This window comes from Chamaesiphon sp., from assembly GCF_041738855.1.
GTDB lineage: Bacteria > Cyanobacteriota > Cyanobacteriia > Cyanobacteriales > Chamaesiphonaceae > Chamaesiphon.
The window spans coordinates 1-25,348 of sequence record NZ_JBGSPA010000109.1 but is presented as its reverse complement, the minus strand read 5'-3'; the positions used below and the strand labels follow the sequence as shown (position 1 = coordinate 25,348).

At 47.5% G+C, this 25,348-nt stretch carries 19 protein-coding genes, 1 tRNA gene and 1 pseudogene; 14 read left to right on the top strand and 7 right to left on the bottom strand.

Features of this window, described 5'->3' with window-relative positions:
* The first annotated feature begins 259 nt into the window (after window positions 1-259).
* Together nirB and nirD are read left to right on the top strand one after the other, a co-directional pair.
* Complete coding sequence (gene nirB / locus ACEW9I_RS10235) at window positions 260-2,788, top strand: nitrite reductase large subunit NirB (protein ID WP_373540243.1); 2,529 nt, start codon at window positions 260-262, stop codon at window positions 2,786-2,788.
* Between the two features lie 173 nt (window positions 2,789-2,961).
* Entirely contained in the window at window positions 2,962-3,318 is a 357-nt protein-coding gene (gene nirD / locus ACEW9I_RS10230; protein WP_373540242.1) for a nitrite reductase small subunit NirD, read from the top strand.
* A gap of 129 nt (window positions 3,319-3,447) precedes the next feature.
* Here nirD and ACEW9I_RS10225 read toward each other — a convergent pair.
* Together ACEW9I_RS10225 and ACEW9I_RS10220 are read right to left on the bottom strand one after the other, a co-directional pair.
* Window positions 3,448-3,741, bottom strand: a pseudogene (locus ACEW9I_RS10225) (transposase); the annotation flags it as partial.
* Between the two features lie 107 nt (window positions 3,742-3,848).
* A complete protein-coding gene (locus ACEW9I_RS10220) occupies window positions 3,849-4,190 on the bottom strand; it encodes a hypothetical protein (protein WP_373540241.1) in 342 nt (113 codons plus the stop codon).
* Between the two features lie 577 nt (window positions 4,191-4,767).
* On the opposite strand from ACEW9I_RS10220, the gene ACEW9I_RS10215 reads away from it, so the two are divergent.
* The gene (locus tag ACEW9I_RS10215) at window positions 4,768-7,008 is read left to right on the top strand and encodes an NADP-dependent isocitrate dehydrogenase (RefSeq protein ID WP_373540240.1); all 2,241 of its coding nucleotides are present in this window, start codon (window positions 4,768-4,770) and stop codon (window positions 7,006-7,008) included.
* A 69-nt stretch (window positions 7,009-7,077) separates the two neighbouring features.
* On the opposite strand, the gene ACEW9I_RS10210 is transcribed toward ACEW9I_RS10215, so the two are convergent.
* Both ACEW9I_RS10210 and ACEW9I_RS10205 read right to left on the bottom strand, forming a co-directional pair.
* On the bottom strand, window positions 7,078-8,508 hold the full coding sequence (locus ACEW9I_RS10210; protein ID WP_373540239.1) for a LuxR C-terminal-related transcriptional regulator: 1,431 nt from the start codon (window positions 8,506-8,508) through the stop codon (window positions 7,078-7,080).
* A 293-nt stretch (window positions 8,509-8,801) separates the two neighbouring features.
* Window positions 8,802-9,650 (bottom strand): transglutaminase family protein, encoded by an 849-nt coding sequence (locus ACEW9I_RS10205; protein WP_373540238.1) that lies wholly within the window; start codon window positions 9,648-9,650, stop codon window positions 8,802-8,804.
* A gap of 177 nt (window positions 9,651-9,827) precedes the next feature.
* Between ACEW9I_RS10205 and ACEW9I_RS10200 the strand changes: the two genes are divergently transcribed.
* A complete protein-coding gene (locus ACEW9I_RS10200; RefSeq protein WP_373540237.1) occupies window positions 9,828-10,550 on the top strand; it encodes a TIGR02466 family protein in 723 nt (240 codons plus the stop codon).
* Between the two features lie 460 nt (window positions 10,551-11,010).
* Window positions 11,011-11,361 carry a hypothetical protein gene (locus tag ACEW9I_RS10195; RefSeq protein ID WP_373540236.1) on the top strand — a complete coding sequence of 117 codons (351 nt, stop codon included), beginning with the start codon at window positions 11,011-11,013 and terminating at the stop codon, window positions 11,359-11,361.
* Window positions 11,362-11,475: 114 nt separating this feature from the next.
* Here the strand turns inward: ACEW9I_RS10195 and ACEW9I_RS10190 are convergent, their stop codons facing one another.
* A complete protein-coding gene (locus ACEW9I_RS10190; protein ID WP_373540235.1) occupies window positions 11,476-12,219 on the bottom strand; it encodes an anti-sigma factor domain-containing protein in 744 nt (247 codons plus the stop codon).
* 7 nt (window positions 12,220-12,226) lie between these two features.
* Complete coding sequence (locus ACEW9I_RS10185; protein ID WP_373540234.1) at window positions 12,227-12,787, bottom strand: sigma-70 family RNA polymerase sigma factor; 561 nt, start codon at window positions 12,785-12,787, stop codon at window positions 12,227-12,229.
* 394 nt (window positions 12,788-13,181) lie between these two features.
* On the opposite strand from ACEW9I_RS10185, the gene ACEW9I_RS10180 reads away from it, so the two are divergent.
* The 8 genes from ACEW9I_RS10180 to ACEW9I_RS10145 all read left to right on the top strand — a co-directional run bounded on the left by ACEW9I_RS10180 (window position 13,182) and on the right by ACEW9I_RS10145 (window position 22,184).
* Window positions 13,182-13,592 carry a hypothetical protein gene (locus ACEW9I_RS10180; RefSeq protein WP_373540233.1) on the top strand — a complete coding sequence of 137 codons (411 nt, stop codon included), beginning with the start codon at window positions 13,182-13,184 and terminating at the stop codon, window positions 13,590-13,592.
* Between the two features lie 315 nt (window positions 13,593-13,907).
* Window positions 13,908-14,945: an agmatinase family protein gene (locus ACEW9I_RS10175; RefSeq protein WP_373540232.1), complete on the top strand. Its 1,038-nt coding sequence runs from the start codon at window positions 13,908-13,910 to the stop codon at window positions 14,943-14,945.
* A gap of 161 nt (window positions 14,946-15,106) precedes the next feature.
* Complete coding sequence (locus ACEW9I_RS10170; protein ID WP_373540231.1) at window positions 15,107-17,542, top strand: heavy metal translocating P-type ATPase; 2,436 nt, start codon at window positions 15,107-15,109, stop codon at window positions 17,540-17,542.
* Between the two features lie 65 nt (window positions 17,543-17,607).
* Complete coding sequence (locus tag ACEW9I_RS10165; RefSeq protein ID WP_373540230.1) at window positions 17,608-18,240, top strand: cytochrome b/b6 domain-containing protein; 633 nt, start codon at window positions 17,608-17,610, stop codon at window positions 18,238-18,240.
* 194 nt (window positions 18,241-18,434) lie between these two features.
* A complete protein-coding gene (locus tag ACEW9I_RS10160) occupies window positions 18,435-19,130 on the top strand; it encodes a molybdopterin-dependent oxidoreductase (RefSeq protein ID WP_373540229.1) in 696 nt (231 codons plus the stop codon).
* Window positions 19,131-19,608: 478 nt separating this feature from the next.
* Entirely contained in the window at window positions 19,609-21,834 is a 2,226-nt protein-coding gene (locus ACEW9I_RS10155; RefSeq protein ID WP_373540228.1) for a DUF4129 domain-containing protein, read from the top strand.
* A 58-nt stretch (window positions 21,835-21,892) separates the two neighbouring features.
* A tRNA-Thr gene (locus tag ACEW9I_RS10150) sits at window positions 21,893-21,965 on the top strand.
* Between the two features lie 90 nt (window positions 21,966-22,055).
* Window positions 22,056-22,184: a hypothetical protein gene (locus tag ACEW9I_RS10145; RefSeq protein ID WP_373540227.1), complete on the top strand. Its 129-nt coding sequence runs from the start codon at window positions 22,056-22,058 to the stop codon at window positions 22,182-22,184.
* Here the strand turns inward: ACEW9I_RS10145 and ACEW9I_RS10140 are convergent.
* A complete protein-coding gene (locus ACEW9I_RS10140; protein WP_373540226.1) occupies window positions 22,181-22,393 on the bottom strand; it encodes a hypothetical protein in 213 nt (70 codons plus the stop codon). The genes ACEW9I_RS10145 and ACEW9I_RS10140 overlap by 4 nt on opposite strands.
* Window positions 22,394-22,449: 56 nt before the next feature.
* On the opposite strand from ACEW9I_RS10140, the gene ACEW9I_RS10135 reads away from it, so the two are divergent.
* Window positions 22,450-25,065: a hypothetical protein gene (locus ACEW9I_RS10135; RefSeq protein ID WP_373540225.1), complete on the top strand. Its 2,616-nt coding sequence runs from the start codon at window positions 22,450-22,452 to the stop codon at window positions 25,063-25,065.
* The last annotated feature ends 283 nt before the right edge of the window (window positions 25,066-25,348 follow it).

The following is a 25,348-nucleotide window of genomic DNA, read 5'->3' as shown; positions in this document are numbered from 1 at the left end:
CGCTCGGCAAACATTCACTGATGATGTTTGTCGTTTACTACCAGTATTCCCAAGATCTAGCCGCACACGATCGACAACTTCTGGCACCAGCTCCTCATCCATCATCCCACCTCAATTAAACTACTCGCCAAAATAGCACGGTCGCGATGCAGTTAGTGAATAGCGATCGAGATTTTGTATCTCGCGATACAAACAAAAACATCAAATCTACCTAGCCTAAGATACACTCAGGAATATTGTAGCTATAGGCAGCATTGGCATGGCAAAACGGTTAGTGACGATCGGCAATGGGATGGTCGGTCATCGGTTCTTGGAACAGATGGCAGCAAAAGGTGCAGATTGGGAACTCATCTGCTTTTGTGAAGAGCCACGGGTAGCTTACGATCGCGTCAACCTCAGCGGTTATTTTGCAGGGAAGACAGCAGAGGATCTCTCCCTCGTCGCACCAAATTTTTACACAGATAACAATATTCAGGTACATGTTGGTGATAAGGCTGTCAGGATCGATCGCGCCAATAAGACAGTAACATCGGCTAAAGGAGTGACGATAAGCTACGATAAGCTCGTCCTCGCTACTGGTTCCTATCCATTCGTACCGCCGATAAAAGGTAACGATCTCCCTGGTACTTTCGTCTATCGGACGATTTGCGATTTGGAAGCGACTGAAGCTTATGCTAAAGATTGTCAGGTGGGTGTGGTCGTTGGTGGTGGGTTACTCGGTTTAGAATGTGCCAATGCGCTGCAAAATTTGGGACTGAAGACGCATGTAGTCGAGTTTATGCCCCGACTGATGCCCGTACAGGTGGATGATGCTGGTGGTGCAACCTTGCGCCAGAAGATTGAAGATTTGGGCATCGGTATCCATACGGGCAAATCAACGACGGAGATTGTCGCCGATGAAAATGGCCGCGTCTGCAAGATGTTATTTGCCGATGGCACTGAATTAGAAACTGATATCATCGTGTTCTCGGCGGGGATTCGTCCCCAGGATGAATTAGCGCGTCAGTGTGGCTTGAAAGTTGGCGATCGCGGGGGTATCGCGATCGATGATAATTGTCAAACATCCGATCCTGATGTCTATGCGATCGGTGAATGCGCTCTCTACAATAACCAAATTTTCGGGCTAGTCGCTCCAGGCTATCGAATGGCAGAAGTCGCCGCAGATCGTCTCTGTGGCAGCGAAACCAATAATTTTACGGGCGCAGACATGTCTACCAAATTGAAGCTCTTGGGCATCGATGTCGCTAGCTTCGGGGATGCATTTGGCAAGACGGCTGGCTCGAAAGTCATCGCGATCGATGATGCCGTATCCAGTACCTATAAAAAGCTCGTCGTCAGCCAAGACGGTACTCGTTTATTGGGTGGGATCTTAGTCGGTGATGCAACTGTTTACGGTACCTTGCTCCAACTGATGCAAAATCAGATGACACTCCCGCCCCATCCAGAGGATCTGATTTTACCACCACGCAGTGGTGCAACGCTGGCGATGGGAGTCGAGCAACTACCCGACACCGCCCAAATTTGCTCGTGTAATAACGTCACCAAAGGGCAAATCTGTACCGCGATTCAAGAGCAAGAACTCCGCGATATCGGGAGTGTCAAATCCTGTACCAATGCCGGAATGGGTTGCGGCGGTTGCGTTCCATTAGTTACCGACTTGCTCAAAGCCGAACTCAAAAAAGCTGGCATCGCAGTCAATAACAACCTCTGCGAACACTTCGCCTTCTCCCGTCAGGAATTATATAGCTTAGTTCGATCGCAAGATATCCACACATTTCAAGCATTGCTCGATCGACATGGTACCGGACGCGGCTGCGAAATCTGCAAACCAGCCGTCGGATCGATTCTCGCCTCCGCTTGGAACGACCAAATTCTGGATGCACCCCACGTCAGCCTCCAAGACACCAATGATGCCTTCCTCGCCAATATTCAACGCGATGGCACCTACTCAGTCATCCCCCGCATCCCCGGCGGTGAAATCACCCCCGAAAAACTGATCGTCCTCGGACAAGTCGCCAAAGATTTTGGACTCTATACCAAGATTACGGGCGCACAACGGATCGATTTGCTCGGCGCAAGGGTAGACCAACTGCCCCTAATTTGGCAGCGGCTGGTGGCTGCTGGCTTTGAATCAGGACACGCTTATGGTAAGGCTCTCCGTACTGTTAAATCCTGTGTCGGTAGTACCTGGTGTCGCTTTGGCGTACAAGATTCGGTCAGCCTCGCGATCGAGGTAGAATTACGCTATCGCGGACTCCGTGCGCCCCACAAATTCAAATCTGCTGTCTCCGGTTGCACTCGCGAATGTGCGGAAGCTCAAAGCAAAGACTTTGGAATTATCGCCACCGAAAAAGGTTGGAACCTTTACGTCTGCGGGAACGGTGGGATGAAGCCCCAACACGCCCAACTATTAGCCGCTGACTTGGACAAAGAAACCTTGATCCGCTATGTTGACAGGTTCTTGATGTTTTACATCCGTACCGCTAACCGTTTAGAGCGAACAGCCACATGGTTCAATAAACTCGAAGGTGGGATGGAATACCTGCAAAATGTGATTATCAATGATTCGCTCGGTATCGCCGCCGAACTCGAAGCGGAGATGGCGCATCAAGTCGCGACTTATGCCTGTGAGTGGGATGTCACCCTCAAAGATCCCGTCAAACTCCAACGCTTCCAACATTTTGTTAATACTGACGCACCAGATCCTAATGTCGTTGCAGTTGAAGAGCGCGGACAAAAACGTCCGGTGTTTGAACACGAACGGCAATTGTTAGAGATCGATCGCTAGAGGATCGTAAATATCGAATCCGTACAATAATTTTGTAGGGGCAATCCCTGGTGGCTGCCCTGAGTCGATGCAGGATAAGCACAAGCGGTGCGCGCTCCTCGGGTTCCCCGAGGGTTTAGCGCAACAAGACAGGCATTACCCCTACAGTATCTTTTTAACAAATCACAAATTTCATGTCACAAATAGAATCAATTCAGCCAACCACCCAACAGTGGACAATTATTTGTCCTCTAGATCGAATTCTACCAAACACAGGCGTTTGTGCCTTAGTAAACGATCGCCAAATCGCCGTGTTTAGAGTTGGTGAAGGAATGGATGTATACGCGATCGACAATTACGATCCGTTTAGTAAAGCCAATGTTTTATCGAGAGGAATTGTCGGCGATCGCAATGGTATTCCCAAAGTCGCATCACCGATCTACAAGCAAAATTTTAGTCTATTAACAGGCGAATGTTTGGATGATTCGAGTGTAAAGCTTGAGACTTTTTCCGCTCGGATTGTAGATGGACAAGTCCAAATTAGTAACTAAAATCCGATACAGGATACACTAGCCATAAACAAGTAGGGTGTGTTACTGCGCCAGCGTAACGCACCATCACAGATCCTCGATCTAGCCATAAACAAGTAGGGTGTGTTACTGCACCAGCGTAACGCATCATCACAGATCCTCGATCGCATCATCAAATTCGATCTTAACACTCCAATTTAACGGATAAATCCCAGATCTAACAAACCGATGAATGCTAGAGAAAGCCCATCCCTGTGGTCGATCGCACAATCCGTGTCGAACCGGATTATAGTGAATATAGTCGCAATGATTGGTAAAATCTATCTCGTCTCTAATTAAATGTTCCCAGAACCGACGCTGCCATAAAGTACGTTCTTTCCGTGCGATTCTCGATTCAGAAATACAAACATCGATTTCTAACTTTGCACCATAATATTTAGTTAATTGAAACGGTGCGTCATGCTTCGCAGTGACACACCCTACTTTTATGAATTAGCTTGTAGGGTGTGTTGTCCCGTAAGGGTAACGCACCATAGATCTTCTACTTTTTATCATAAATCTCTTATGTTTGTTGGGTCATCGCATTCAACAACTAACACTTTCAAAATTGAGAATCCTTGCTCGCCACTTTTACATGAGTAAATCCTACCAGCTTTAAATACAATATCTTCATATTTATTAGTAGATGGCTTGTAATTATTGAGAATATAACGAATTTCATCCTTACCAAGAGCCAGCCAGGACTGCTGCCCTTGTAATGAAAAGCCAGATATATCTTCTATCTTTAAAACCATGCTTAGAAAATTGAGCCAATCGATCCTTACATACTTTTTATCAATAAGCTGTGGTGATGAATTTGTTGTGAATGCAGCTACATAGTACTCTCCAGACATTTCTTTTTTATAGAATTTAAGCTAAAACAAATAATTGTTAATGAATTCAGCTTCTAACTTAAAGTTAATAGGTATCGATTTTGTAGACTCTGGCGTAATCGGCAAGAATAATTGTCTATCTAATAATAATTCATATAATCTCTCAAAATCTCTATCATTTTGATATTCGACTATATCATAGATAACCCAATACGTTTCGGTTAAGTCCATTTTCTTAGATATTGTCAGTCCGCGAAGGCGGACTTTGCATCACCAGCGGCGGTTTCAACCGCTACCTAACTAGCTAACCGAACCGTATTGATAGATAACCTGTTCGAGATCTCAGCTATCTTCTGGCTTTTCACTATGTATTTGAGACATCTAGATCTGGGTTAAAGTTTTTCTATCTGCTACTAGAATACCCAACCATAATCGATGAGTTACGACCTAAAGTATTAAACAGTCAGCTATCGCTCCTCCCCAACCCTCTTACAAGATCCAGATTTTGCCAACTGCGCTACCATCAGATCCCCTAGAGATGTCAAAATGATGGTCTATAGCCGCTTCATCACGCCCCCGCACCATACAAGGAAGATCTATGACAGCCCAATCCTCAAAAATCGTCTACACCTTTACCGATGAAGCTCCGGCTTTGGCAACTTATTCATTCTTGCCGATCGTCCAAGCATTTACCAAAGCTGCTAATGTAGCGATCGAGACTAGTGATATTTCCCTGGCTGGACGAATTATAGCGGCTTTTTCCGACAGGTTGACAACAGCGCAACAACAGCCCGATGCTCTTTCACTCTTGGGCGAGTTGGCGAAAACACCTGAAGCGAACATTATCAAACTGCCGAATATCAGTGCTTCTATCCCCCAATTGATGGCGGCGATTGTGGAATTGCAGGCACAGGGGTACGATCTTCCCGACTATCCAGCTACACCACAGAATGAAGCAGAGGCGGCGATTAAGGCGCGGTACGGGAAGGTATTGGGAAGTGCGGTGAATCCGGTATTGCGGGAGGGCAATTCTGACAGGCGGGTGGCGGCGGCGGTGAAAAAATATGCCCAAAAGAATCCGCATCGAGTCGGTGCATGGAAGGCTGATTCGCAGACTCACGTCGCTCACATGGAGAGTGGGGATTTCTATGGGAGTGAGCAGTCGGTAATTATTGATGATGCGGGTGCGGTAAAAATCGAGCTAGTCGGGTTGGATGGTACGGTAACGGTGCTAAAGGAAAAGACGAGTATGACGACGGGGGAAGTCATCGATGCGGCGGTGATGAGTGTCAAGGCGTTACGGGCTTTTTACGATCGAGAAATCGCGGCGGCGAAGGCGGGAAATATTTTGCTCTCGCTGCATGTGAAGGCGACAATGATGAAGGTGTCCGATCCGATTTTATTTGGGCACGCTGTCACGGTTTATTATCGGGATGTATTTGTTAAATATGCTGATACTTTCGAGCGATTGGGTGTGAATCCCAATAATGGCATCGGCGATGTGTATGCCAAGATTCAAACCTTACCAGAATCGGAACGAGATGCGATCGAGTCGGACATTCAAGCAGTTTACCGCGATCGTCCACCCCTAGCGATGGTCAATTCCGACAAGGGGATTACCAATCTTCACGTACCTAGCGATGTGATTATCGATGCGTCGATGGCGGCGGCAATTCGGACTTCGGGGCAGATGTGGGGTGCGGATGGGCAAGCTCATGATACCAAGGCGATGATACCCGATCGCTGTTATGCGACGATCTATCAGGAATGTATCAAGTTTTGTCAGGAGCATGGCGCATTTGATGTTACTACGATGGGAAATGTCGCCAATGTGGGCTTGATGGCTCAGAAAGCCGAGGAATATGGTTCTCATGATAAAACCTTTGAAATCCATACTGACGGAGTAGTGCGCGTTCTCAGTGCCATTGGAGCGACGTTAATGGAGCATCCGGTAGCAAAGGGCGATATCTGGCGGATGTGTCAGACAAAGGATTTACCGATTCAAGATTGGGTGAAGCTGGCGGTAAATCGGGCGAAAGCGACAGGTTGTCCGACGATTTTCTGGTTGGATGAAAATCGCGCTCATGATGCCAAGATCATTGCCAAGGTGAATCAATATTTGTCCAACCATGACACGACGGGATTAGATATTCAAATCATGTCACCTGTAACGGCGATGCGATTTACTTGCGATCGCATTAAAGCGGGTGAAAATGTGATTTCGGTAACGGGAAATGTGCTGCGGGACTATCTCACCGATTTATTCCCAATTCTAGAATTGGGGACGAGTTCCAAGATGTTATCGATTGTGCCTTTACTAGCTGGTGGTGGTTTATTTGAGACAGGCGCGGGTGGTTCGGCACCCAAACACGTCCAACAATTTCTCACCGAGGGACATCTGCGCTGGGATTCTTTGGGTGAATTTTTAGCTCTGGCAGTAGCATTGGAAGATGTGGGACAAAAGACGAATAATCCCGATGCGTTGATTTTGGCCGAAACACTCGATCGCGCTAATGAGCAGTATTTAGATCGTGGTAAATCTCCTTCCTCTAAAGTATCAGAATTGGACAATCGCGGCAGCCATTTTTATCTGGCAATGTATTGGGCGCAAGAGTTGGCATCGCAGCATAAAAATCTGTTACTAAAGGCAAAGTTTGAGAAGTTAGCACAACAATTGGCAGAGCATGAAACCGAGATTGTCGCTGAGTTAAATAGTTCGCAAGGTAAAGCGATCGATCTTGGTGGTTACTATCATCCTGACAAGGAGAAGGCTTATCGATCGATGTGTCCCAGCAGAACTTTTAATGATGCATTAGCTGCTTGGTGTCGCTCAGATTAGATTAATTAGCATTAGATACCCGACTTCTTGAATAAGTCGGGTATCTGTCCCGCGCGAATTTGGTAAATCTTAGTAGATTAACCCTTTAAGCATCACTTGATATAGTGCTTGAAGACGAGTTTTGGCTTGCAGCTTGGTAAGGATATTATTGATGTGGAACTTGATGGTACTTTCACTGACAATTAGCTGAGTCGCAATATCTCGATCGCGAAACCCTTTTGTCAACAGGTTGAGGATTTCTCGTTCTCGCGCTGAGAGTTGGATGGCTGTTGGTGCTGGAGTCGCTGAGATCCCCCAATATTCTCCCCGCAGCACTGTGGCTACAGCCGATTGCAATTGGCTCGGCGTAATAGCTAGATCGATTTTGGCGCGTGCCTGCTGGGGAATTTGAAGATCGGTGGCAATCCAGAGCAGATATGGAGCCGTCTCAGCTAGAGATCGATCGTCGGTGATAAGTGCTAAGTCTCGATCGATGACAGTAGCGATCGATAATCCCGCTAACTCGAGAATCTGGGCGAAGGCTATTTGCAAGACTGAAGAGCGACAACGTAGATTTACTCGTAGCTCTGAGTGTCGATGCGCGGCAACAACTGTCAATAGCACTCGGAGCAAATTGCTATTGGTATGGGGTTGAATCTCCAGGCTGCTCCCTACAGAGATCGCCGCCGATTGGATACTGTCAAAGGCTGTGGAAATAGTAGAGTCGGCGAGATTGCTAGCAATAGTCGCGGCGAGAGTCAGTCGTTGACTCCGATCCTCTGTGTGCAGATATGTCAGCCGCGCATGGGTACAGGGCAACTGGCTCAAGACTTCAGTCACTGTGAGCATGAGGTGTTGGAGTGGGAGCGGTAGCGATCGCTCAGTGCCGACTAGAGCCAACTGGGTAGGCTTCAAGATCGTCGCAATCTGCTCGGAAAGTGGGCTGTGGGCGGGTGCAGGGGCAGTTGCCGATCGCCAGGTGAGTTTCTCTTGTTGATGACGTAATGCGGCGGCTAAACCGATCGTCGTGGCAGTACAGAGGCTTTGGAGGATCTCCAAAAATTCGGGCAACATCTCGGCTTGACTGAATACTGCCAATACCCCGATCGAATCACCATTGACAATCAGTGGATACCCCGCAAATCCACGAATACCATGAGAGATCGCCCACTCGCGATCGAGTACCCAGGTTTCGGCGGCTAATTGATTGCTGAGAAACGGAATCTGATTTTGAGCGATTTTGCCAACTTTGAAAGCACCTACAGGTACCCTGGCAAAGAAGCCATCAATGCGATCGTACAATCCTGAAGATGCTACCAATTTGAGCGCAGTCCGATCGGGTTCCATCAACCAAATGCGGGCAAAGACACAGCCAAACCTCTCCACCAAGCCAACGGTAACAGTGTGCGCGATCTCCGCTGGCTCCAGGCAACCGCTACAACTATTGACGATCGCCTTCACCTGCTGCAAATCCACCAGCAGCTTGGCACCATCGATCGTGTCAAATCCAGATTCAGACAATCTCAATTTACTTTGCCGCACAACTACGCTTATTCTATTGAGACGCGATCGCCCAGATTTAGCTGTATGTTGAGATACGAAAAATCGATATCTAGCGTGGATGGTGATTAGTGTGCGTCGATGTCTCGGGTAGGAGGGGAGGGAGAAATAAGTGGTTGCGTGCAATTATTGCTCAGATAAATCTTACCTGAAACCTAGTTGGTAGGCAGCGACTCGCGCTCTGGAGGTTTCCCCCAGATTGAGCGAGTCAAGACAGTTCCCACTCTACCCCCTTACCCTCTACTCGATCCGATCTAAGCGATCGAAATTGCCTCAGTAGTGGGTAGCGGCATCTGCGTCACACTACTTTGAACATCTGGTAAATAGTTCATAAATAGCTGCATTTGACTCATTTGCACAGCACCAAAAATATTGGCAAAAGAGACATCAGCGGCATCTCTACCCGTACCGACACGAACCAGCCCAGTTTGGGGTGACAGGCGAGTAGGATCGAATGTGTACCATCGATCGCCCAAATACGCCTCAAACCAGGCATGAAAATCGGGGGGATTTAAACCATAAGCATAGCCAGAAACAAACCGAGCAGGAATATTTGATGCACGACAAAAGGCAATCCCTAAATGGGCAAAATCACGACAGACGCCGACTCGTTCTAATACTGTGTCACAAGCAGAAATACCAGCATCACTACTCCCAGATCGATATAAGATGCGGTCGTAAATCCAGTTGCAAATCGCTGTCACTCGCGCATAACCAGGTACCAAATCGCCAAATTCTGACTCAGCAAGCCGCAATAATCGATCGGACTGACAATAACGACTCGGATAAAGATAGGGCAAAATATCGAGTGGTAAATCGGCTGGCAATACTTCGTAAATACCGATCGGATCTGCCTGATAGTGGGTTAATTCGACGATCGCTCGGTAGGAAATTTGGACAGCTCCAGGTGATACATTGAGCCGAAAGCAGCGATTGCGATCGGGCTGAGTCACATATTCCTCAATCTTGATGCCCACATCATGATGTAGCTCTTCGGTGACGATTGTCTGATAGTCATTGCTGACAACACCAATATTAAAAATCAACGTGCTTGGTTCGCTAACGATGTAGTTTAATACACAGCCAAGCTCATACTTTAACATCTAGTTTTTTCCTAAATAAAGTTAGACTTAATTTCGATCGATCGGCAAGGATAGCACTACCGATCGAGATTAAAACGATCGAATTTTCATAGCTTTATTTTAGATGAGAGTGCCGATTGCGGTCGCCTAGTTGCTACACTCGTTGGTGTAGCCTCTCCCCTGGAGCATCGGTGAACTATGAATATCATCAAAAATACTTTTATGCCGATCGAGACTTGGTTTCCACTCGCCATTTACTATGAAGATCTGCCAGATGCGCCCACACATCAACAGGCATTGCTAGCAGCAGTATTGCAACTAGAGCGCGATGGTGCCGAACGCCGTAACTACCCAGAGATGGCTTGGACGGGCGATCTACACGGCGTAGAGCAAATTCATACCAATCCAGCTTTTGCGTGGGTTGTAGAGCAAGTAGAGCGGCATACAGCGATCTATTTACTAGAGCTGGGGGTAGATCTGAGTAAGGTAGATCTGTATCTTCAACGCGCATGGCCGATCGTCTCACGGACAGAACAAGAAATCGGTTCTCATAGTCACAATACCGCACACATTAGTGCTGTCTACTATATCAAAGTACCTGCGGAGGGGACTTACGATCCAGGGCGATTGGTGTTCTTTGATGATGCGCGTGTCAATGAGGTAAGTCCAGGTTTGGGAAGTGAGAATACAGATATTATCGAACCAGATAACTATCTCAATCAGCTTCAAACTGCCTATCTACCCGTAGAAGGGCGACTACTAATGTTTCCCGCCAAGCAGCGTCACGCCGTAACGATGAATGAGACAGAGGAGCTACGAGTATCTCTATCATTTGATATCGTCCTGACAGCAACTGCGACAGCGGCGGGAGCGTATGAGTTTTTGACACCACCACCGACTCAGTGGCAACGGTTTAAGTAAATTACTTCAAATTGACACTCCCCGACTCGTAGGGTGTGTTAGCGTAGCGTAACGCACCACACAGGCACGATCGGTAGATTACTAGTGAGGCGATCGATGGGAACATTAAGTAGAATCAGTCGAGTCAACTTGATAACGCTCCTAAATGAGATTCCTCGCATTAGTAGACATTGGTGCGTTACGCTGTCTTGATTCGCTGCTTGGTGCGCTTCCATCGCCTTTGGAACCCGACCGGAGCGCATCCGCTAAACCCTCGGGTTCCCCGAGGAGCGCGAATCGCTGCGCTAACACACCCTACACATCCTATGTTCCTAGTTAGGATTGCTTAGCAGCTCTGGATGTAGATACGTTAGGACATCTCATCAGCAGGTTCGCCATCGGGGACGGAAGTTGACGAGACTCCTCTCGATCGGTTAGTGTGCAAGCTTATGGATCTTTAAATTTTAAGATTAATTAATTTATGAAAAGATTTTTATTGCTATTTTTATCTGCACCTACTGTCCTCAGTACGATCCTCCCGCTAGTCACAGCGACTCAACCAGCACTAGCTAGCGATCCCAACCCGAAAGCTGGCGATAAATTTTGTGTCAACACTCATGCTCGACTCGTATGCGTCAAATCTAATCAAATAGCTAGCAATACATCCAGATCGACACTCATTGCCAGAGCACAGGCTGAAGCCAGCAACCCTGATGCTTTCGTCAACTTTAGCGACGAAGAAAGTGATGGTGCAGTTGCAGTATTCGGCTGTGACTGTCCCGCTTGTATTCGCTCGCTCCGCCAACTGCGGATTATGGCACAAGTTAGCTAACTCACAGCTTGCACCAATATATCCAAACTAGCATCGTGAGTGACTAAAATTGGTGGGATGAAATCAGATCGATCGGTGAATTTGGGTACTAGCAAGTAAATTGGGCTAAAGATGCTAGATTTCCCCAGATACAACGCGGGTGCCAGTGGGTGATACTGGGGCATCTTCCAGATCCACCGTGACAAACAGACCAGTAGCTTTGGTGCCGACGGGTGGTGATTGGGGGGGATTAAGCGGTTGGGAAGCATTTCCTCGTCCATCTGTCCGAAAGTCACCACAATAAATAATCTGCTGATTATTTAGAGTCAACCACAATCGATAAACTTGATTGGCTGATAGGGGTGGTAGATTTTTAACGGATATCAATACTTCCTGCCATTTTCCAGGCGTAAATAAGACTGTGCCACCAGATGTTCGACTCGTCTGAGCTGTTAGAGCAACTAATTTACTATTAGGGCGTTGCAACAAGTTGGCAACCCTTTCCGGCGTCTGTTGTCGAGCAAAACTGAGATCTTGTCGGAGTCGGAAATTATCGATCGCTAGAGTTGTTACCGCGACGAGGGCAGAGATCGAGATGACCCTACTCCAATTGATTTTTTTTGGTGGCTCTGCCGCCAGTTCACGATTGGTGTCCGCCAATTGCAGGACTTTAGCCCGCAGATGTGGTGGTGGTTGTAGCTGTGGTACATCGAGATTCAGACCACCCAAGACCATCTGGAGCTCTCTTACTTCTTGTCGCAGAGTTGCATCTGCCAACATCATTTGCTCGAAAACTGCCACTTCGGATAGTTCTAATTCATCTAGTACATATCCAGCGGCTAGTGCTTTTGTCTCGTCAGAAAGGGCGGAATCTATCATAGTTAATTTATTCTAAGTTGTTCATACCAGCCAACTGGGTCTTGAGTTGAACCAATGCTTGCCGAAGACGACTTTTGACTACTCCAGGCGTGAGCGCAAGAGCTTCAGCGATTTGATTGTGACTCAAACCCTGGTAGTAATTCATACTGAGGATTTGACGCTGTAGCTCTGGTAATGATTGCATCGCTTGACGAATACTAGTTTGAATTTCGGTAGTAGTCGCTTGTTCCAACGGCGAAGGAGTTGTAGATTCCTCCGTAATCGTTTTCTGCCACCGCTCCAAAAAACTATTAGCCGTCGTCCGTTTCCGAATTTTGTCGATCGCTCTCGATCTAGTGAGTAGTCCCAAAAAGCTACTGACAGATCCGCGATCTGGATTAAAGCTATTATTTTGCCAAAATGTTAAAAAAATGTCTTGAGTCAGATCTTCTGCTTCTTGAGTATTTTGCAAGATTTGGTAAGCAATACTGTAAACCAAACCAGCATATCGATCGTACAGAACAGTTAAAGCTTGATGCTGACCGATTCGCAGGTCGCGAACTAGTTCGGCATCAGGTGAGTTTTTCATAGCTGCATCGGTGTAAAAGATCGTTTACTACCAAATGGATACACTTAGCTCAACGCATTTTACCGCAGTTTGGATATCGATCTATGACAGCTCATTTGCTGTGATTATTTTTCTCTCAACTAGATCGATAATAATTTACTATTTAGATTAATTTTACTTTATTTTTTTATAAAATGCTGTCAATAAACTTGGCAAACACATCCACGACTGGGGCAATAGCTGGGATTAACCAAGTCAAAATGATGCTAGCACTCTAGTTCAGGAATTTCACAAAAAAGTTTGAGAATTTCGATCCAAGCACCTCACTAGCCCGTACTAATAACAACACCTACTTAGAAGACACTTAACCTAAGTGGTTATCTCAACCATCACATAACTTCCTCAAGCAGATACCATGAAAACATCTCTTTTCTTACTTCCTGCCCTCTTGGTTGTCGCTTTCAGTGCCTGGATGCCACCAGCGGCACTCGCATCAGACACTTGTAACAATGTTGATATTACCCTCACAAATTCTACCCCCGATGAAATCAAAATTACCAAGTTGGAATACTATGATTTCGACAAAGGTCAATATCGGACTGAAACTGGAGTATTTGGTGTTGATGGAAAGCAAAACCTAGAACGCGGTCAGTCCTTTCCTATTGCAAATCGCGACCTGGAAAAAGTCAATGACGATTCAACTCAGATCCGAGTTACTTACCGTCATCGAATTGGCGGTGACAAATATGGTTCAACTGTAACTGATAGCACACCAACTTTTACTTGCCGTGACAATATGAGCAAAACAGTTGTTCTTAATAACTAGATAATTAATGCGATCGCTATTCTACTTTCACAATTTATGATGCAGGGGTATAACTCTAGTTACACCCCTGCATCTTTTAAATCGAGTTAAATCTACATCAAGCGATAGCTCGATACTCGCTGGTAGCGAGGAGCGGAGATCGACAGGGGCGATCCTACGCCAATATAGTGACGGCAATCTCGCGATCGAGCGGTCGTCCTCGCCAGGATAGTTAAAATATAATGGAGAGACAACGATCGTCGGTGCTGCATCGATACCAGTATTCCCAGTTTTGGACGATCGATTCTAAACTCCTTAGCTCGATCGAGATTGTCCATGTCTAACAACCGCTTGCATAACCTCGCCAATTACGATCCCAATGATGTCGGTAAAGTCAATGGTAATTTATTTGGATTGCCATTCGATTACGATGCGGCACAGCTCATCATCTTTGGTGTGCCTTGGGAAGTAACCGTTTCTTATCGCCCAGGTACCGCCTCAGCACCACAACAGATCCTCGCCGCTTCGCCACAGTTGGATCTGTATGATTTCGATCGTCCGCATGGCTGGAAGCGGGGGATATATATGCCCCCTATCGACGCGGATCTAGTTGCGAAAAATAATTATTATCGCCAGCAAGCAGCCTTAATTATCGATCGATTGGAGCAAGGACTATCTCTGAGTGCCGACCCAGATCTAACAGGTATGTTAGCAGAGATCGATCGAGCTGGTGCAGATCTCAATCGCTGGTTGTGCGATCGCACTCAAGCAGCGATGCAGGCTGGCAAAAAAGTTGGCGTAATTGGTGGCGATCATAGTGTGCCATTGGGCTACATGCAGGCACTAGCACAGCGTTATCCCGATTTTGGGATTTTGCACATCGACGCACATTCGGACTTACGCGATGCTTATGAGGGCTTTGAGTTTTCCCACGCATCGATTATGTTCAATGCTCTCAAAATTCCCCAGATCTCTAAACTAGTTCAGGTGGGAATTCGGGATGTATCGGAAGTAGAAATTAATGAGATCGATCGCTCTCAAGGTAGAGTAGTTGCTTATTACGATGCGCTCATCAAGCAACAGCTATATGCGGGTAGTAATTGGTTGAGTATTTGTCAAGAAGCGATCGCGCATTTGCCCCAACAAGTTTATATCAGTTTCGATGTCGATGGACTCGATCCCAAACTTTGCCCCGAAACAGGCACTCCGGTTCCTGGTGGATTGGAGTTAGAGCAAGCTTTTTGCTTGTGTCGTGAGGTGATGAAGAGTGGTCGTGAGATTATTGGGTTTGATGTCTGTGAGGTGGGAAATGCTGAGTGGGATGGCAATGTTGGAGCGAGAATTGTTTATAAGTTAGCAAATTTGATGAGTTGATACTTCGCGGGGACAGATCCTCGACTTCTTGAAGAAGTCGGGGATCTAGCGAAATGTCCTAACCGCTGGGGCGACTACTATATTTGCTGGGATTTGCTCGGTGCGTTACGCTGAAACAGTCACATGTCCCAATCTTGTCGCTCTATCCTCTCACTCTGAGTATGCTCAAAAGCACTTCAACTCCAGTTACGATCGCCGAAATACCCACAACCACGATCGTCCTCGATGTGGCGGGGATGAAATGTGCTGGGTGCGTCAGTGCCGTCGAAAAACAATTACTTGCCCAACCAGGGGTAAATGCTGCTTGTGTCAATCTCTTAACTGGTGTAGCAGCGATCTCACTCGTTCCAGAGACATCTACACCCGTTGAGCTGGCTGATAAATTGACGGCTAGTGGTTTTCCCGCTCAACCCCGCATCGTCACAGATGGTGGCGATCGATCGCAGCGACTCCAGCAACGACAAGACAAGTACGCCCAAGAGTCCAAACAATTATTATGGCAGTTGATTACTGCTGGTATTTTACTCGGACTATCCGCGATCGGACATCTGACACAGCCGAATACGCACTTACATCAGCACAATTATTTTGCGCTCAATAACTTCTGGTGGCATTGGGGTTTAGCGACAATTGCGATCGCTTTTCCAGGGAGAGCGATCCTGGTGGATGGGTGGCGGAGCCTGTGGTATGGCAATCCCAATATGAATACCCTCGTGGGGTTGGGGATTGTTACTTCTTACACGGCGAGTGTGGTGGCGTTGCTGTTGCCAAGTCTGGGCTGGGAGTGCTTTTTTGAAGAACCCGTGATGATTATTGGGTTTATCACCTTGGGGCGGACATTGGAACAACAGGCGAAACATCGGGCGGCGACGGCATTCGATCGATTGCTCTCACTCCAGCCGATAGTTGCCAGATTGGTTAGTGCCGATCCAGATCGTCCCCAAGCCGTCGAAATCCCCGTAGAACAGGTCAAAGTCGGCGAATATTTGCGGGTACTCCCAGGCGAAAAGATCCCTACTGACGGGCTGATTCGCTGGGGTCAGACGACGATCGATGAGTCGATGATTACGGGTGAATCGATCCCTGTGTTCAAGCAATTGGGTGATGTGGCGATCGCGGGGACTGTCAATCAATCAAGTGCGATCTCGATCGAAGTCACCCGCACGGGCGATGATACGACGCTGGCGCAAATTATCGCGCTGGTAGAAGCAGCCCAAACTCGTAAGGCTCCAGTGCAGAAATTAGCTGATACAGTGGCGGGGTATTTTACTTATGGCGTGTTGGCGATCGCCATTCTCACTTGCTTATTTTGGTACTTTATCGGCATCCACAATCCCCATTTAGAGCCGCTAGCTTCTAGCCTCACGCCGCTCAAAGCTGCGATCGCGGTGATGGTGGTAGCGTGTCCCTGTGCGTTGGGTTTAGCCACGCCGACGGCGATTCTGGTAGGGACGGGGATTGGTGCGGAGTCTGGATTATTGATTAAGGGTGGGGATGTATTGGAAGCAGTACATCAGTTAGATACGGTGGTATTTGACAAGACGGGGACGTTGACTCAGGGCAAGCCGCAGGTTACAGATATTTTTACGACTGATGCCATCTCATCGAGAGAATTACTCCAACTGGCAGCAGCGGCGGAAAGCGTCACCAATCATCCGCTGGCAGTGGCAATTCAACAAGAAGCCGCCCGACTGAGTTTGAATCTACCGCTCGTGCTGACTACGCGGACTGAGGCTGGCTTGGGAGTTGAGGCGGAGGTATTATTTACCGCCGCTCTGGATGCGGGTGCGATTCCGCAGAGCGGACGCTACGCGAACGGATCTGGCAAGTATCGGGTAATTGTCGGCAATCACAACTGGCTCACTACCTGCAAAATTGACATCGGTGCGGATTTACAGGCGGTTGCCCAGACGTTGACAGTGGCGGGTAAAACTGTGATGTATGTAGCGATCGATTCCGTAGATATCTTACCCGCAACTACTACAATCGGTCTGATTGGCGTCACCGATAAATTGCGGGCTGATGCGATCGAGACTGTCAAACAATTGCAGAATCTGGGGTTACGAGTAGTATTACTCACAGGCGACCGCAAACCAGTTGCCGATCTCATCGCTCAAGAGTTGGGGATTGCTGATATCTATGCCGAAGTTTTCCCCCAAGATAAAGCGCGCACGATCCAGGCATTGCAAACCAATCCCACAGATTCAGCTAACCCCCACAAAGTCGCAATGATCGGGGATGGCATCAATGATGCGCCAGCTCTGGCTCAAGCCGATCTGGGAATTGCGATGAATGCTGGTACCGATGTGGCGATCGAGGTTGCTGATATTATTTTGATGCGCGATCGCTTACTAGATGTCGTTTGTGCGATCGAGTTATCGCGATCGACTTTAACTAAGATTCGCCAGAACCTATTCTGGGCAGCGATTTACAACCTCCTCGGCATCCCAGCAGCCGCTGGAGTCCTCTACTGGTACGGTTGGGGCGCGATGCTCAGTCCCTCAGCCGCTGGAGCGATGATGGCACTGAGTTCGGTAAGTGTCGTGACTAATTCGCTCCTGCTCAGATGGGGTAGAAGCGATCGAGCATCTCGATGATAGCGACTCTAAATCAGATCCCTGAGCATTGCATCTACAATTAAAGCAGACTTGATGAGAATAAGATGGAATTGTTGAAGCAAGAGACTGTACCACTGACGACTGGAAAATTACCTCGACGACAACCAGCAATCGCCAGATTGTTTCACTGGGTAAATATCATTAGTCTCTTCGGGATGATTGCCAGTGGATTGCAAATTTATAATGCCAATCCCGTCTTTGGCGGACGTGAGGGGATTCATATTCCCTGGGTGGTGACGATGGGTGGCTGGCTAGCTGGCGGGCGCAATTGGCATTTTGCATTGATGTGGATTTATGGTTTAAATCTGTTAGGATATGGGATTTATGTCTTCTGGACAAAAAGATGGCGCGATCGATTTGTCACTGATAAAGATGTCAAGGCTCTGCAAGCTAGCAGCAATCCCAAACGCCGCCAATATGCTTGGCATCGGCTAGTTTATACCAGCATTATTCCGATTTTATTACTAGCGATCGCGACGGGTTTATCAATGTATCAACCCGTTCAATTTTATTGGTTGGCTAGTTTATTTGGTGATTGGCAGACGTTACGTACGGCGCATTTTATGACTGTGCCACTCGTTTTGTTATTTACACTCGCTCATTCTAGTTTGGCGTTGGGGATTGGTGAGGGTAGAATTGCTATAGCATTTTTGCGGTTGAAAAGTAGCAATTTATGATTAGTTTGGAAGTAGGCAGTAGTGTAGGGTGGGCACTGCCCACCAGCTCAATTTAGGACATTATTTATCTGATAATAATTGTATCTACCTACTTAGTTAAAATTAGCTCTTGGGCAATGCCCACCCTACAGTTTGGTCGTTATTAGCATAGCCTACAATTATACCTAAAACCTAAAGCCTAAAGCCTAACACCTATGATCGAATCTAATCGCATTTCTCGCCGCCAGCTATTGCAATGGGCGGGAGCAGGCTTGATGGTAAATGTTGCAGGGACATTGCTTTACGATCCGATCGGTCGGATTTCGATGCCTGTCAATGAGGCATTTGAGTCATTAATATTATCATCAAAACCAACACCAGAATTTCCAATCGCAGCGATCGAACCCGACAAATTAATTGTCAATAGTTTTCGGGGGACACCAGCGATCGATCTCGTCAACTTTAGATTAAATATCACTGGATCGATAGCCAATCCGCTCAGTCTCAAGCTGGCAGATATTCAGCAAATGCCACTCACATCAATGGTAATTCGTCAAGTATGTGTTGAAGGCTGGGCGGCGATCGTCCAGTGGGGCGGAGTGAGAGTGCGAGATTTATTGACATTAGCACAACCACAAGCTGACGCGAAGTATGTATATTTTAAATCCGCAGATGGTTACTATGAAAGCTGGGATTTGGCATCGGTAGTTCATCCCCAAACCTTGTTAGCCTATCAAATGAATGGTCGAGATTTACCTAAAGAAAATGGTGCCCCCTTACGATTGGCAGCACCGATTAAATTGGGTTATAAGCAGAGTAAATGGGTGACAGAATTGATTGTTACCGATCGATTGTTACCAAAACGCGGCTACTGGGAAGATTTGGGATATGAATGGTTTGCGGGAATTTGATCGAGTGGTGGCTGTTGAATTGGGCGACAATACAACGATTGAAATCGTCGCTAGTTGCGTAGTGGCTCGACACGACTAAAACTGTGGGTAACGCGATCGCTTCAAATATTACTGGTTGTATTTTTCAGGATTCTGAATGCCCACAGTTTTAGTCGTGTCGAGCCAGTAGGGTGGGCAGTGCCCACCAGCTAAAATTTACGCAATTTATATCTAACAGATATTTATATCTAGCCGCTTGTGTGTCAGATTGGTAATGCCTGAAACCTAACTGGTGGGCAGTGCCCACCCCACAATTTGCTGGTACTTATTTTTCAAATTGATAATGCCTGAAACCTAACTGGTAAGTAGTGCCCACCCTACAATTTGCTCTACGATCGATCTCAATCCGCATGTGCTGATGAATGTCGATCGCCAAATTTGGGCATATTAAGTGGGCTGACTTGACTTGCGGTGAGCGGTTAGCTCTAGTATTGCTAAGATGATCGGTCTAATTATCATTTTCATTTTCCTGATTTCGATGTTCTGCTGGCTGGCTTCAGTGATTCGGGGGCTATATGATGCACCCCCTTCATTGCACCGCGAAGCTTTTGCGCTGGGCTATCCACGGGCATCAACGCCTGTCGAGCCAGTTGTGACGCCAGTGGCGGCTGAACCAAAGTGGGAGCGGTTGCCCCAAGTCAACTTAGATTTTGTAACACCTGTCGAACCTCCGCCAGTAGTAGAGCCAGCAACTCAAGTATTGCCAAATTTCACTGTTCCCCCCTCCCAAACTGAAGAGTCGCTGCTGTTTCGCAGCCTCGTTTTGGGGATGTTCGCACTCAGTGTCATCAGTGTGGATCTAGCTGCGGGTACTCATTATAGTCGGGTAGGAATTCCGTTCGCACTACTCGGCAACTGCTGGAGTTGGCACCGCCGTCATCATGCCAGACATGGGCTAAATATCTTAGTATCGATCGGGAGTCTGGCGATCCTCTTTGGTGGTTTAGTCCCCATTTTATTCGCCCAGATGCAGGTGGCGATCGATCTCCTCACCCCTGCTACCAAAGTGTCTGGAACGTTGGAATTGGCTCTGGGCATGCTTCTAGTCTCGCTCCAGATGGGGTTGAGCTTTCATCTCTACAACCGCCGCTCATTGGGTTATTGCATGTTATCCAGTGGCTTGCTGATGGCTGTAGCGGCTGGATTGAGCCACGATCTCAACTTGCTAATTTCATTGTGTGGCTTTATGGCGATCGCACTACCGACATTGATGCTCGACTATCGATCGCGATTGGCACTCCAGCCGATCGGGATTGCGCCGTTATCGCCGCCAGGAGCGCGATCGGAGCGAGATTTACCCTGGCGATATCTGAGTCAGTTAGCCGTGCTCTCGCTCATTTTAGGGCTGATGCTGTCAGTATTTTTACCCAACTTCCGCCTACCCGATCTCGCGGATTCAGCTCGATTAAATCGGCTCCAAACCCTCGCCCAAAAATCGCCCCTACCGAAATCAGCACCACCACCAACACCCAGCACCCCTGCCCCCACTGTGCGGGAAATGGCGAGTAAATTATTGGGACAACCTGGTAATAGCAATTACCCTGATAGCATCAAACAAGACAATCTCCAACTACCGCCCGAACTAGCTAGTCAACTCCAACAAACCACCCAGCAGATCTTAGCAACCTCCCCGCAATCCCTTACTACCGATTTCGATCGAGCTGCATATTTAGCTGATTATCTCAAGCAGCACTATCAAGAAGACTCCCAGCCAGCCAATCCCACCGAGCTACCCCCGATCGATCCCAAATTCATCCAGCAATTTACCGCCGCCTGCAACACTGCACCCCAAACCTGTAAACTAGTCGGCACCAAGCAAGATCTCCCCGTAACTTACACCGCGATGCTGCGCTCGATCGGGATGCCTGCCCGCCTCAAAACCGACGACAACCTCGCCCAAATCGATCCTCAGACCAATTTGTACCCGCGCCCACCTGCCACCGCACAGAGCCAAACAGAGGTATATTTTGCCAATTGGGGCTGGCTGAGTCTGGACTCGACACCCGATCGACCGTTATTCAATCCAGATCCTCAACAACGCGATCGGCTCCAGCAGCAACTCCAACAACTCGGTGGCGCGGACGATCGCTCCAAAGCGATACCCACCCCTCAACCTACTCCCAGTAATCCCACATCTGCACCCACTCAAAATATCCCATCTGCAAAATCCGCACCACCAGCAATCGAGCCAGCTCCACCGTCCCCATCACCCGATCTACCCAAATGGGCGACCGATCCGGTGATACTGAGAACGATCGTCTTCATCCTCGCGATCGGTGGCGTAATTGCTTGGTACTGGTGGTATCGTCGCCGCCAACAGCAGCAACTCGCCCATCTCCACCCGATCGAGCGGATCTATCGATCGATGCTAGTGAGCTTGAGCAAACAAGGTCGATCGATCTCCCCCGCTCAAACACAGCTAGAATACGCCCAAAATATCGGTCTGACCGCACATCCCCAAATTGCCAAAGCCGTGTGGGAAATCTCTCAACAATATACGGCTTGGCGGTATGGCAAACAACCGATCGATGTCCGCCAGTTGACAACCAAGCTCCAGTATCTCCAGCACCTCCAGCAACTCGCCGCTAACCGCCAACGCCAGCAATGGTTGGCGCGGCAAAAATCGCGATGGACAACTCAAAATAACCTCAAGCCCCGGACTTGAAATCTCCCGATATTTTTGATGGACATATCTAAGTAAATATGTTAATATATCTAAATGTGCTGGCGTAGCTCAGTTGGTAGAGCAGCTGATTTGTAATCAGCCGGTCGGGGGTTCGAATCCGTCCGCCAGCTTATCGCATCAGGCTATGGCGACTTCAGCCAAAAGCTGAGATCTTTATCTAGACAAAAATTGACTATGGATTGACTACGAATAGTCAGTCTGTGGTCATTGTTTTTTGGCGGCTATCTCGACGTCCAGCAGAATGGTCAGTACGCGGTAATGTCAAAGGCGATCGACATCAATATCAAAATGCGATCGCGATCGTACGCTCGTCTAGTTTTCCCGATTAAGATGCAGACATAAGATCTTCACTACAAGTGTTATCAACCGTTAGTGAAAATGATTCGCCCCGATCGGTGACAGGTTTTACCTGGATTTTGGGCAATATAAAAATACAACTGTCCGAGCGATCGCGATCGCTCGGGTTCAAGCCATCATAGCCTCTGTCCGCGCTGCGATCTGGTGCTCGATCGCTACTGCCTACATATTTGTCAACCATATATAAATTACTTAATCCTCCTCGCCCTACATCTTCAAAATTCTGAGTAACCGACCATGAATAACAAACCAAATCCCGATCGCGCTCTCCTCCACCTCATGCTCCGAGCACAGCAGATCGCACGGCAAGATGGGCGATCGGATAAAGGTTATGCGATGATGATTGTCTCGATCGTCTCGATCGCGATGTTTAGTATGCTTGCTGCATATACGACGATCACCAATCTCAGTAAGTCGTCAACCAAGGCGTATGTGGATGGTACCAATACCTTCTATGTAGCTGAGTCTGGATTAAATCGCCGCGCGTCCGAAATTCGCGAAAAATTTGTCGGTTTTAATGTACCCAGTGGATTAAGTCCAGGGCAAGCAACCCTTGCCACATTTGTTTCAGCGGCAAATATGCCCAACTGCTATACCCAACCAATATCTACTCCCGCGACTGCAACTACCAACGATTTTGAATGCCGGAACTATCAGTATCAAAGTACCAAAAATACTACCACGCTCACAAGTTTAAATAATAACGATAGTTTTGGCGGCTCTAATCAAACAGTCGATCGTTCGGGTCAAACAACTTATCAAGCTTATACATTTGTCGCTGATAGAACAATTTTTACTAACGGCGCACCACCAGCGATAACTGTTCCTGCTGGTCAGCTCTTTGCTGGGTTGCAAGCATTGCAGTTCACTTATACCATCTACTCCACCGCCGCCAAACCAGACCCACTCAACCTCACCAATCCAGTTCGGCAAAATGATGCCAAAACTGTCTTGCAAATGGATTTTAGATCTAGATTAATCCCGCTGTTTCAGTTTGCAGCTTTTTATGGTGGCGATCTAGAAATTCTTCCAGGTGCAGCTATGACTTTGAGTGGTCCGGTACATAGTAATGGCAGCTTATACCTTGGGAGTGGTAATACGCTGACAATATCTGGATCGGTCACCAGTGTTGGCAGTATTTACAGCAAGCGAAAAAATGACAACTCGACATATGCTAACGGCGCAGTAAGAGTCACAACTAGTGCCCCAGGAGTTCTTCCAGTAGTGAATACCAATTTACTGGCTGCCAATGGAGGCACACCAACCACATCTGCTCTATCCCCAGCAAATTTGGCAGCAACCTTTGGAACTAGAGTTGTATCAGGTATCGGGACACTTACTGTTCCTCAGCCTGGATTTCTGGGTAAAGTGGACACTCAACAACCTGACGGAATTGGATCGTATTACGGCAAAGCCGATCTACGAATTCAATATCAGCCCAGCAATGCGGTGCCCCTTACTGTCACTGCGATCAGAACTGGAGTTGCTGGTGCCAACTCGACTACTTGTCCTAGCAGTTTACAGATTTCTGACAATCGGAATGAGCGAAATCAGCTAGTCTGTTCGCAGTTAACTAATGACCAGTTGCGAAGTTTGAGGCAGCCTGTATTAGTCAGAGCCTTAAATGCCAATGAACGTTTGCTCGCTCCTGGTGGTCAAACTTTTAATCCTGCCCCAACAACAACAGATATCGCCAATGCCATCGCACTGCAAAGACTAATTGCCAAATATGGAGGACTTAATTTTAGTAACATAAATACGGTTTTGACTCCTGCGACACTTCCTGGAGCAACAGCCGCAGAACTCGCTCCTTTCACGGCATCGCCCCAAGCAATCGCCAATCAAGCTGGATATTTTTATCTACCAGCACCGATTCAGATTTATCCTGGCTTCATCAATAATCGCGAGCGAGTTGGTACTGTGAGAACTAATATCCAAATGGTACAGACCAACCTCCGATCTTTGGCATTCTGGAACCGAGATAACATCGTGGTGAATGCTGCTAACTTGGATACGTCTCAAGATGAGGTATTGTTCAGACGACTTCAGGCTCCACTGGCTGCTGGCTCTAAATATGCAACCGTCTGTAATGGAGCTACAGCAGATCCACGCAATCAATCTCTTCAGTGTCTCGGTTTAGCTGCCAGCGATACTAGCGAAGGGGGTCTAGTATTACATGCAACAGTTGATGTGGCTCAAGCTCCAGTTTATGCTGCGGGCAGAAGCCCCTATGGTTTTGCCTTCGTTGGTGGTAGCAATCTCCCTGGGTCTTTAACAATCGCCAGCGACCAAGCAGTATACCTCCAGGGTGATTACAATTATTTCGACAGAACCAATACTCCTAATCCTAATAGTCCTCCTACTGCTCCTAATGTTACAAATCTGTTTAACATTTCTAACAATGTCCCAACTAGTAGCGGACTTAAAGAACCTGCTTCTATTTTAGCTGATTCTCTCAACATCCTCTCTAATCAGTGTAATTTGCCGACTAGCACTACAGATCGATTGACATGCGGGATTAATACTAATACTGCGGTTGCAGCAACTACGACTAGCATGAATGTCGCGTTTTTAGCAGGAACAGATGTTACGAATGGGACTGTGTACAATGGTGGCTTAGAAAATTACCCTCGCTTTCATGAAAATTGGGGCGGACAAACACTCAACTATCGAGGTTCATTTATCAGTTTGGGTACGCCCCTAAACGTCAGCGGCACTTGGGGCAATCAAGTTTATGGCGTACCAACTCGGAACTGGAACTACGATTTAGCATTTAATAACGCAGCTAATCTACCCCCCTTAACTCCTCGGTTGGTTAGTCTCCGTCAGGATGTCTTCCGGCGGACATATTAGGGGCATTTATGACTTCAAGTAGGAGCGTGTAACTGTTGCTAGTACATTTTATGAAGAGGAGCGAGTAGCAGGATCAGAAAAGCGAGGGGGAATGCGGCGATCTCCGCATTCCCCCTCGCTTTTGCCAAACAATGCTGAAAATTAATTAGGGCTTGCTGAAGAAGACTAGAACCCGCGAAGGGAGACGAATTCAATCGATAACGGGAAGAGCGAAGTCCCAGAAAATTAGCTAAGATCGGTCTAAAGCCTAGTCCAAGGTGTTAATACTCATGTACCGACAAGT

What these genes read in the sequence shown, in the direction of transcription:
- nirB (WP_373540243.1), top strand. Translation starts at nt 260, where the DNA reads ATGGCAAAACGGTTAGTGACGATCGGCAATGGGATGGTCGGTCATCGG.
- nirD (WP_373540242.1), top strand. Translation starts at nt 2,962, where the DNA reads ATGTCACAAATAGAATCAATTCAGCCAACCACCCAACAGTGGACAATT.
- ACEW9I_RS10220 (WP_373540241.1), bottom strand. Translation starts at nt 4,190, where the DNA reads ATGTCTGGAGAGTACTATGTAGCTGCATTCACAACAAATTCATCACCA.
- ACEW9I_RS10215 (WP_373540240.1), top strand. Translation starts at nt 4,768, where the DNA reads ATGACAGCCCAATCCTCAAAAATCGTCTACACCTTTACCGATGAAGCT.
- ACEW9I_RS10205 (WP_373540238.1), bottom strand. Translation starts at nt 9,650, where the DNA reads ATGTTAAAGTATGAGCTTGGCTGTGTATTAAACTACATCGTTAGCGAA.
- ACEW9I_RS10200 (WP_373540237.1), top strand. Translation starts at nt 9,828, where the DNA reads ATGAATATCATCAAAAATACTTTTATGCCGATCGAGACTTGGTTTCCA.
- ACEW9I_RS10195 (WP_373540236.1), top strand. Translation starts at nt 11,011, where the DNA reads ATGAAAAGATTTTTATTGCTATTTTTATCTGCACCTACTGTCCTCAGT.
- ACEW9I_RS10190 (WP_373540235.1), bottom strand. Translation starts at nt 12,219, where the DNA reads ATGATAGATTCCGCCCTTTCTGACGAGACAAAAGCACTAGCCGCTGGA.
- ACEW9I_RS10185 (WP_373540234.1), bottom strand. Translation starts at nt 12,787, where the DNA reads ATGAAAAACTCACCTGATGCCGAACTAGTTCGCGACCTGCGAATCGGT.
- ACEW9I_RS10180 (WP_373540233.1), top strand. Translation starts at nt 13,182, where the DNA reads ATGAAAACATCTCTTTTCTTACTTCCTGCCCTCTTGGTTGTCGCTTTC.
- ACEW9I_RS10175 (WP_373540232.1), top strand. Translation starts at nt 13,908, where the DNA reads ATGTCTAACAACCGCTTGCATAACCTCGCCAATTACGATCCCAATGAT.
- ACEW9I_RS10170 (WP_373540231.1), top strand. Translation starts at nt 15,107, where the DNA reads ATGCTCAAAAGCACTTCAACTCCAGTTACGATCGCCGAAATACCCACA.
- ACEW9I_RS10165 (WP_373540230.1), top strand. Translation starts at nt 17,608, where the DNA reads ATGGAATTGTTGAAGCAAGAGACTGTACCACTGACGACTGGAAAATTA.
- ACEW9I_RS10160 (WP_373540229.1), top strand. Translation starts at nt 18,435, where the DNA reads ATGATCGAATCTAATCGCATTTCTCGCCGCCAGCTATTGCAATGGGCG.
- ACEW9I_RS10155 (WP_373540228.1), top strand. Translation starts at nt 19,609, where the DNA reads ATGATCGGTCTAATTATCATTTTCATTTTCCTGATTTCGATGTTCTGC.
- ACEW9I_RS10140 (WP_373540226.1), bottom strand. Translation starts at nt 22,393, where the DNA reads ATGGTTGACAAATATGTAGGCAGTAGCGATCGAGCACCAGATCGCAGC.
- ACEW9I_RS10135 (WP_373540225.1), top strand. Translation starts at nt 22,450, where the DNA reads ATGAATAACAAACCAAATCCCGATCGCGCTCTCCTCCACCTCATGCTC.